Source organism: Streptomyces sp. NPDC054840 (genome assembly GCF_053611065.1).
This window is the reverse complement of record NZ_JBSGZP010000354.1, coordinates 1-7,618: the sequence shown is the minus strand read 5'-3', so window position 1 is coordinate 7,618 and position 7,618 is coordinate 1. Positions and strand designations below refer to the sequence as shown.

Here is a 7,618-nt window from a genome sequence, read left to right as displayed (position 1 = left end):
GACTATGGCATCTGCGGCTTCGGCGATACCGGGGATTCGGTGCCCGGAAGTGCGACGCCCTCAGGCAGGAGCCGGAGATGCCGGGCAATCCCGCCTCTCGCTCCGTCAGGCCAGGCGCAGTGGCCGCGCTCTCGCCACGCTTGAGGGTGGGTGCGCTCCACCCAACCGCAAGCGTGCAGCCGGGTTCCGCACCGTCAGGCCACCGCTGCGGTGGAGGCAGTCGACAGCCTCGGGGGAGAACGGGTACGCCGAGGAAGCCGGGTTCTTCACGGTCGTCGCGCGCGGACGCTCATGGCTTCACGCCGCTCGATGTGCTGGTGCGGTGGAGGGCGACGGCTGCGTGTACGGCGCTGCCGGTGGCCATGGCGTTTTCGTCGAAGACGACTCGGTTGGAGTGCATGTCCGGGATGTTCTGGGCCGGCGGGGAGAGCGGGCGGGCGCCGAGGAACGCCATCGCGCCGGGGACGCGTTCGAGGACATAGGCGAAATCCTCGGAGCCCATGACCGGCTCGGCGAGCTCGTGGACGATGTCCTGTCCGAGCCGCGTGGCAACCGCCTGCCCCACGCGGCCGGCGAATGCCGGCTCGTTGTGCAGCGGTGGGTAGCCCTCGGTCAGCTCGATGCCGGCCTCGGCGCCGTGCGCGGCGCAGATGTGGCGGGCCACGCGTTCGATGCCGGCACGTACCTGGCGGCGGACGTCGGGGTTCAGGGTGCGGAAGGTGCCCTGGAGTTCGGCGGTCTCCGGGATGATGTTGGTGGTGGTGCCCGCTTCGATGCGGGTGATGGTGACCACGGCCGGATCGAAGATGTTCACCGTGCGGGTGACGAGGTTCTGCAGGGCTTGGACGATCTCGCAGGCCACCGGGACGGGGTCGAGTGCCAGGTGGGGTGCCGAGGCGTGGCCGCCCCGGCCGCGCACGGTGAGACGGATCCGGTCGGAGGCCGCGAACATGGGGCCCGGCCGCAGGTGAAGGGTGCCGGATTCGAACCGCGTGGTGACGTGCAGGGCGAAGGCCGAATTCACGCTGTGCCCGTCGGCAGCGGCCAGGACGCCTTCCTCGATCATGTCGGCGGCGCCGCCGCCGCTCTCCTCGGCGGGCTGGAACATGAACACCACCCGTCCTGCGAGCTCCTCCCGTCGCGCCGAGAGGAGGCGGGCAGCGCCGACGAGCATCGCCGTGTGCAGATCGTGGCCGCACGCATGCATGGCACCCGGGCTGCGGGAGGCGAAGTCCAGGCCGGTGTCCTCGTGCAGCGGCAGCGCGTCCATATCGGCCCTCAGCAGCACGGTGGGGCCCGGATGGGCGCCGTTGAGGACGGCGGTCACCGAGCTGAGGCGTGTGCCGGTGGTGACGTGCAGGGGAAGACCGTCGAGGGCCTCGAGGACCCGTTCCTGGGTACGGGGCAGGTGCCGGCCCAGTTCGGGGTCACGGTGCAGGGCCCTGCGCAGGCTGATGATGCCGGGCAGCAGGCGGCGCGCCTGTGCGAGCAGGCCGTTGTCCGCCGGCAGGCCCGCGACCGGGCGGTCGGCACCTTCTTCCTCGCTCACGCGGCGACTCCCGCCGACTCGGTGACGGTCTGTGCGACGAGGTCTCGCAGGATGTGCGGGGCCGCATCGGGCCGGCCGAGGGGGGCGCGGGCGGATCCGGGGAGTGCCGAGAACGTGCCGACGTTCTGGACGCGGACGTTTTGTTCCGCCATGAACTCTCCGGCGAGCGAGTTCCGCTTCTCCGGGGTCCGGCTGTTGCACCATTCCAGGTTCTCTTCGGTGAGTAAGGCGTTGAGGGAGCTGATGTCTTCCATGGTGCTTCCCTTTTCGTGCAGGGCGCGGCGTCTGCGCGCCGTGTGCAGGCCTGCCCGCCTGTCTCGCGGGATGCGCGGACAGCCGGGTAATGCACCCGATCGGCGTCGGGCTGCGGGCTTGAGCAGAAGACCCGGCGGGCTGTCCGGTGGCTGTTGCGGTGTGCGGTGTGCGGTGTGCGGTGCCGGGAGTCTCGATCGGGTGATCGCGGGCCGGAAAGAAGGGCCTGGCGGTATACGGGGAAAATCCAGAGGAACGGACGGCCGCGCGCTGCTACGGTCGGGCGCCATGAGCTGGCTTCCCGATGACTTCGTCCACCCCGTCCTGGTACCGCTGCCGGGCGGTGGCCATCACCTGCGGCCGATCCGGGAGGCGGACACCCCGCTCGACTATCCGGCTGTGATGGGTTCGCGCGAGCGGCTGTGGACCATCTTCGGCCCGGCCTGGGGCTGGCCCGCGGCCACCATGACCTACGAGGCCGACCAAGTCGACCTGCTGCGGCACGAGAAGGAGATCGCCGCACACCAGTCCTTCAACTACGCGCTGTTCGACGCGGCGGAGACGGCTCTGCTCGGCTGTGTCTACATCGACCCACCGGAGAGGGCCGGCGCGGACGGCGAGATCTCCTGGTGGGTGGTGGACGAGCTGGTGGGCAGCAAGGTCGAGCAGGCCCTCGACGTGCTGGTGCCGCAGTGGATCGCCGCCGACTGGCCGTTCGAGCAGCCGCGCTTCCTCGGCCGAGAGATCTCCTGGTCGGACTGGCTCGCCCTGCCGGAGCATCCCGACACGTAAGTGGTTGTTGCCCGTACCGATCTCGAAGACTGTCGATCGAACGGGAGTCTCGATCGGGTGGCTGCGGCGGTTTCCGCGCGTGAAAGCAGGGCCTCCAGGCAGCTCGGGGGTGCGATCCCATTCCGAGTGGTTCCCGGAGGCCCTGTTGTCTTTGTTGTACGTTCCCGCTCATGGCACGGATCCCGGTGCCCAGGCCGGTCGGCAGACCGCGAACAACGCCGGATGTGGTCCTGGCCGAAAGGCCTGTTCATCGCGCGCAATCCGCGATCACCTGCGGCGTCGCGGGATCCAGACGGTGTTCCCGCAACGGGGCTTCCCCGAGCCGGACGTGACGATCGTGGCCAGTCGGCGTCCTGTCGGCGGCAGGGAGCATCGGGCCGTCAGGCGGTGTCGAAATGCTGGCGGGCGGTCTCGATGTCGTCGAGGTAGCGATGGGTCCAGTCGCACATCGCGTCGACCGTCGCGCGCAGAGCGCGGCCGGGCTCCGTGAGGGTGTACTCGACGCGCGGCGGCACGGTGGGGTGCACCGTGCGCTCGACCAGCCCGTTGCGTTCCAGCAGGCGCAGGTTCTGCGTGAGCATCTTGTGGCTGACGCCCTCGACCTCGTTACGCAGCGCCGTGAAGCGCAGCGTGCGTTCTCCCAGCGCTTCGATGATCAGCAACGCCCACTTGTTGGCGATGTCCGAGAAGATCTCCCGCGCAAGGGAATCCGCGCGCGTCACATCTGCCTCGTCCTGCCTCGACCCCTTGAACTGCTTGGTCACCATGAGGTTCCCCAGTCACCGAAAAGTGCGTTCTTCCACGTCAGAGGTCACTCTCCTATGGTTTTCGAGTAACCACAAGAGAGCACAAGGAGACTGACGCCATGACTGTCACGCTGGTGAACCCTGACGGATTGCCCACCATCGGCGCCTACCGGCAGGTGGCGATCGCATCCGGGTCGAAGATGATCTTCATAGCCGGCCAGGTCGCCTGGGACGCCGAAGGCGTCACGGTCGGCCAAGGCGACCTGGCCACCCAGGTCGAACAGTGCTACGTCAACGTCGGCACCGCCCTGGCCGCAGCGGGCGGTTCGTTCGAGGACGTGGTGAAGCTGAACCTGTACGCCGTTGACTGGACCCCCGAGAGGATGCCCGACCTCATGGAGGGGATCGGCCGCGCCGCCGAGCGGCTGGGTGTCACCCCGGTCCCGCCGGCCACCCTGGTGGGTGTCGCGGCCCTGGATGTGCCCGAGCACCTGGTGGAGGTCGAGGCCGTCGCCATCCTCGACTGAAGCTGACTATTTGATGGGTGGTCAGTTGATCGGCTGCGTCTGCCCGGTCGGTGATCACTGATGCGATGTGGGACCGGATCGAGCCGCTGAGGCCGGCCGATCCGGTCCGTGGACGAAGGTGGCCGACCACCGCCGTACCCTGGAGGCCATCGCCGGGAGCTCACGAACGGCTGCCTGGCTTCCGTCCTGGGGGAGTGCCCAGTAGCCCTCGGGGAGGGCCGGTGCCGTCAGCCGCCGCAGGTATCGGCCGGCGGATTCGAGCGTAGCGCACCCCAGCGCGTCCGCCGTGAGATGGGCCGATTCCTCGGTGCGAGGCCGACGGTCCCGGCCCGGGTGGCCACAGGGCGCCGTCCGGCGATGATCGCCGGCCCTGGCTGCGCTGCCGCATCCGTTCTGGATGGGGGCCCGCCGGGCCGGTGCACCGTGGGCGGATCAGCGGGTGATCGAGATCGCGAAGGGGGCGAATCCGCTGGACCGGATCACGTGCGGTACGAACAGTATCGCGGCCTCCGTGGCGCGGGCGGTCCGGATCCCGCCGAGATCAGTGATCCACTCTTTGCGCCAGCCGAGGTCGATGAGCAGTTCACGGACGCTCTGCTTGGCCTGCGGATCCTCGCCGGAAAGGAAGGCGTCGGGCGCCTGGCTGAGTGTGGCCGGCGCGGTCATCACGGGGAAGAGCATGGTGTTGAGTGTCTTGACGACGCGCGTGTCGGGGAGCGCTTCCTGGAGTTGCTCGGCGAGGCTTGAGCCGGGGTAGATCAGGTCGGCGGGCAGTCCGTCCGGTCCGTCGACCGTGGCGTTGGAGACGTCGACGAGGATCTTGTCGCGCAATTCCTCGCGCAGGGCGACGAGACGGTCCAGCGAACCGGCGCCCGGGGTGGCGTTGATGACGATCTGCGCTGTCCGGGCGGCGTCAGCGGCGGCGCCGGGCGCGCGGCCCGCCACGGTCACCTCATGCCCAGCCCGGATGAGGGCTGTGGCCAGGTTGCCGCCGACGCGGCCGTTTCCGAGAACTGCGATCGTGGTCATGATGATGTGGTCCTTTCGTGCGGGCAGGTTGTGGTGCGCGGTCAGCGTGAGAGCGTGGCGACGGCCTCGGCGTGGACGCCGGGCGCGGCGGCCAGGAAGCTCTCGCTCTGCGGGGTCCAGGGGCGGCCCTCGGCATCGGAGATCCGTCCGCCGGCCTCGGTGACCAGCAGCGCCCCGGGCAGCAGATCCGCGCGGGCACCGGCGAACTGCCAGAAGGCGTCGATCCGGCCGGCGGCCACGTTCAGCAGGTGCAGGGTCGCGGGCACGGCGGTGCGGACGACGAGCGCGTCGAAAAGCATTGCGGTGATCGAGGAGCCGACGCGCCGTACGACCTTCTCGTCCTCGTCCGGCCGGGCCTGGCTGGTGGCCACGACACTCAGGCCGAGGTCGGCGGTCTGGGAGACGCCCAGCGGCCGCCCGTCGAGATGGGCACCCGCGCCGGCGAGGGCGGTGTAGGTCTCACCGGTCAACGGCAGGTGGACCACGGTGAGCACCGGCTGGTTCTCACGCACCAGGGTGGCGGTCACCGCCCAGTCCGGCAGGGCGTGCAGGTGGTTGACGTTGCCTTCGGCCGGATCCACGACCCACCATTCGCCGGACGGCAGCGGCCCGCCGTCCAGCTCGTCCTCCACCCAGCCGGCGTCCGGGCGCAGGCGGGTGAGGCGGGGCCGCAGGATGTCGAGGGCCGTGTCGTCGTTGGCGGCGAGCGCGCGCATCAGTTCCTCGCGGTTGTGATAGCGGACCACCTCGCCGAAGCGCTCTCGCAGGGCCGAACCGGCCTCGCGCACGGCCATCGCGGTCTGGCCGAGCAGGTCGGCGTCGGAGGCGGCGACGTCAGTGGTCTGAAGCGTTGCGGACATGGTGGTACTCCCGTGTGAGAAGGGGTGATGAGGCCGGTCGGGCCGAGCTGTGCGCTTCTTCTTGCGCTCCGGTCTCGAAGGTATACAGCCCCTCCATTAACCTCAACTGCATGTCAAGCATGGCTAGGATTACTCACATGCAATTGGATTTGAATCTGCTCACCGCGCTCGACGCACTGCTGGAGGAGGGAAGCGTGGCCGGGGCCGCCGCGCGCCTCCACGTCACCGCTCCGGCGATGAGCCGGAGCCTGGGCCGAATCCGGCGCACGACCGGGGACCAGATCCTGGTGCGCACCGGCCGCACGATGACCCCGACGCCGTATGCGATTGCCGTCCGGGAACAGGTGCACGAGCTGCTGCAGCAGGTCCAAGGGGTGCTGGCACCGAGCCGTGAACTCGATCTGGCAACGCTGGAGCGCACTTTCACACTCCGCTGGCACGATTCCCTGGTCGCCCTGGGCGGCGCCCCACTGCTCGCGGCCGTGCGAGGACAGGCGCCGGGCGTTCGATTGCGTTTCGTCGCGGAATCCAGCATCGACACCCCCGAGTTGCGGCGCGGCGAGGTCGACCTGGAGGCGAACGCCAACCGCCCGAGCGCATCGGACATCCGTGCCGAGAAGGTGTGCGAGACCCGGCTCGTCATCGTCGTGAGGCACGGGCACCCCCTCACCCGCGTCGGGACCGTGACCGCAAAGCGGTACGCCGCCGCTGAGCACGTGAGCGTCTCGCGACGTGGAAACCTCAGCAATGCCCTCGACGACGCCCTCGCGCGGATCGGCCTCACCCGCCGCGTGGTGGCGACCGCGCCCACGGAAGCGGCCGCGTTGGAGTTCGCGCGCGGTTCCGATCTCCTGATCAGCGTCCCCGAAGCCACCACGCGGTCCGCGGTCACCGACCTCGGCCTGGTCGTGCTGCCCCTCCCGCTCGAACTGCCGTCGGCACCGATATACCTGTCGTGGCATCAGCGCTACGACACCGACCAGGCCCACGCTTGGCTGCGCGGGCTGGCGCGAACCGCGCTAGCCATGTGCTGAATGCGCTCGAACCGTCGGGCGTCAGGCCCGGGAGATCAACCTCTCCGAAGTCCCCCCCGGAACACATTGGTCTGACAGGGATTTCTACCGACGGCGACCTGTGGAAACAGGATCCCAACGGGGGTTCGCAAATCTCTCGCACCTGATCATTCATGAGAACCGTGGTGTCCCAGGCGCCGGCGATCGCGATGGTCACGGGCTCGCGCGGAGGTGGTTGCGCTCGCCGTTGTGGTCGAGGATGGATGCACAGGACCTCGGCGGGCCCGCGGTCGGCGCGCAGGGTGTGGGGGGTCATGGTGGAGCAGGAGCCGACCTGTCCGGCCTCGACGCGAATGACGTGTTCGCCGAGGTAGAGGACGACCGTGCCGGAAAGCACGGTGAACCAGTCCCGGCGCGGGTGGACTCCGAGGTCGTCCGGAGTGACGGCGCCCGCCGGGTCGGTGATGCGCATCTTGGGCTGGAAGCGGATGACCTGGCCGCCGTCGATGCCCTCTTGGACGAGCCCCACCCCGCTCGGCATCGTGCGCCGCGGTGACCTGAGCATCCGTACGACACGCACCACCTGGATCGCGCGGCGCCCTTAGGCCGGCCGGTCGGGGCTCGCCCATGGCACGGGGCCTTCTCGCCGCCGGCGTCATCCGGGGTCGGACGCCGAGGCGGCACGACTTCAGCGTCGAGCGGGTCGGCTGGTTCCGGTCAGGCTGCCGGGCCGGTCAGGACGGCCTTGGCCGCCAGCCGGAGATTCCTGATCATCGGATTCGGGTCACCCTTGCGGCTGACCAGGACGACCTGGCTGGGGGGAGCACCCTCGATCGGGACGGTGACGAGG

At 69.5% G+C, this 7,618-nt stretch carries 8 protein-coding genes and 2 pseudogenes; 4 read left to right on the top strand and 6 right to left on the bottom strand.

What is annotated here, in order from left to right:
- Nucleotides 1-289 precede the first annotated feature (289 nt).
- Both ACWGIU_RS23390 and ACWGIU_RS23385 read right to left on the bottom strand, forming a co-directional pair.
- Nucleotides 290-1,549 carry a M20 metallopeptidase family protein gene (locus ACWGIU_RS23390; RefSeq protein WP_453708720.1) on the bottom strand — a complete coding sequence of 420 codons (1,260 nt, stop codon included), beginning with the start codon at nt 1,547-1,549 and terminating at the stop codon, nt 290-292.
- A complete protein-coding gene (locus ACWGIU_RS23385) occupies nt 1,546-1,803 on the bottom strand; it encodes a hypothetical protein (RefSeq protein WP_453708718.1) in 258 nt (85 codons plus the stop codon). Before ACWGIU_RS23385 ends, ACWGIU_RS23390 begins: the two co-directional genes overlap by 4 nt.
- Before the next feature lie 286 nt (nt 1,804-2,089).
- Here ACWGIU_RS23385 and ACWGIU_RS23380 point away from each other — a divergent pair, with 286 nt between their 5' ends.
- Nucleotides 2,090-2,593, top strand: a complete 504-nt coding sequence (locus ACWGIU_RS23380) for an N-acetyltransferase (protein WP_453708716.1) — start codon at nt 2,090-2,092, stop codon at nt 2,591-2,593.
- 380 nt (nt 2,594-2,973) lie between these two features.
- Here ACWGIU_RS23380 and ACWGIU_RS23375 read toward each other — a convergent pair whose 3' ends face one another.
- On the bottom strand, nt 2,974-3,360 hold the full coding sequence (locus ACWGIU_RS23375; RefSeq protein WP_453708714.1) for a winged helix-turn-helix transcriptional regulator: 387 nt from the start codon (nt 3,358-3,360) through the stop codon (nt 2,974-2,976).
- 98 nt (nt 3,361-3,458) lie between these two features.
- Between ACWGIU_RS23375 and ACWGIU_RS23370 the strand changes: the two genes are divergently transcribed.
- Nucleotides 3,459-3,866, top strand: a complete 408-nt coding sequence (locus ACWGIU_RS23370) for a RidA family protein (RefSeq protein WP_453708712.1) — start codon at nt 3,459-3,461, stop codon at nt 3,864-3,866.
- Nucleotides 3,867-3,931: 65 nt separating this feature from the next.
- Nucleotides 3,932-4,041: pseudogene (locus ACWGIU_RS23365) on the top strand (IS5/IS1182 family transposase); the annotation flags it as partial.
- Between the two features lie 257 nt (nt 4,042-4,298).
- Here ACWGIU_RS23365 and ACWGIU_RS23360 read toward each other — a convergent pair.
- Nucleotides 4,299-4,895 carry an NADPH-dependent F420 reductase gene (locus tag ACWGIU_RS23360; RefSeq protein ID WP_453708710.1) on the bottom strand — a complete coding sequence of 199 codons (597 nt, stop codon included), beginning with the start codon at nt 4,893-4,895 and terminating at the stop codon, nt 4,299-4,301.
- 41 nt (nt 4,896-4,936) lie between these two features.
- Nucleotides 4,937-5,755 (bottom strand): 3'(2'),5'-bisphosphate nucleotidase CysQ, encoded by an 819-nt coding sequence (locus tag ACWGIU_RS23355; protein WP_453708708.1) that lies wholly within the window; start codon nt 5,753-5,755, stop codon nt 4,937-4,939.
- Between the two features lie 137 nt (nt 5,756-5,892).
- Between ACWGIU_RS23355 and ACWGIU_RS23350 the strand changes: the two genes are divergently transcribed.
- On the top strand, nt 5,893-6,789 hold the full coding sequence (locus ACWGIU_RS23350; RefSeq protein WP_453708722.1) for a LysR family transcriptional regulator: 897 nt from the start codon (nt 5,893-5,895) through the stop codon (nt 6,787-6,789).
- Nucleotides 6,790-7,090: 301 nt separating this feature from the next.
- Here ACWGIU_RS23350 and ACWGIU_RS23345 read toward each other — a convergent pair.
- Nucleotides 7,091-7,240 (bottom strand): annotated as a pseudogene (locus ACWGIU_RS23345) (XRE family transcriptional regulator); the annotation flags it as partial.
- Nucleotides 7,241-7,618: the final 378 nt, after the last annotated feature.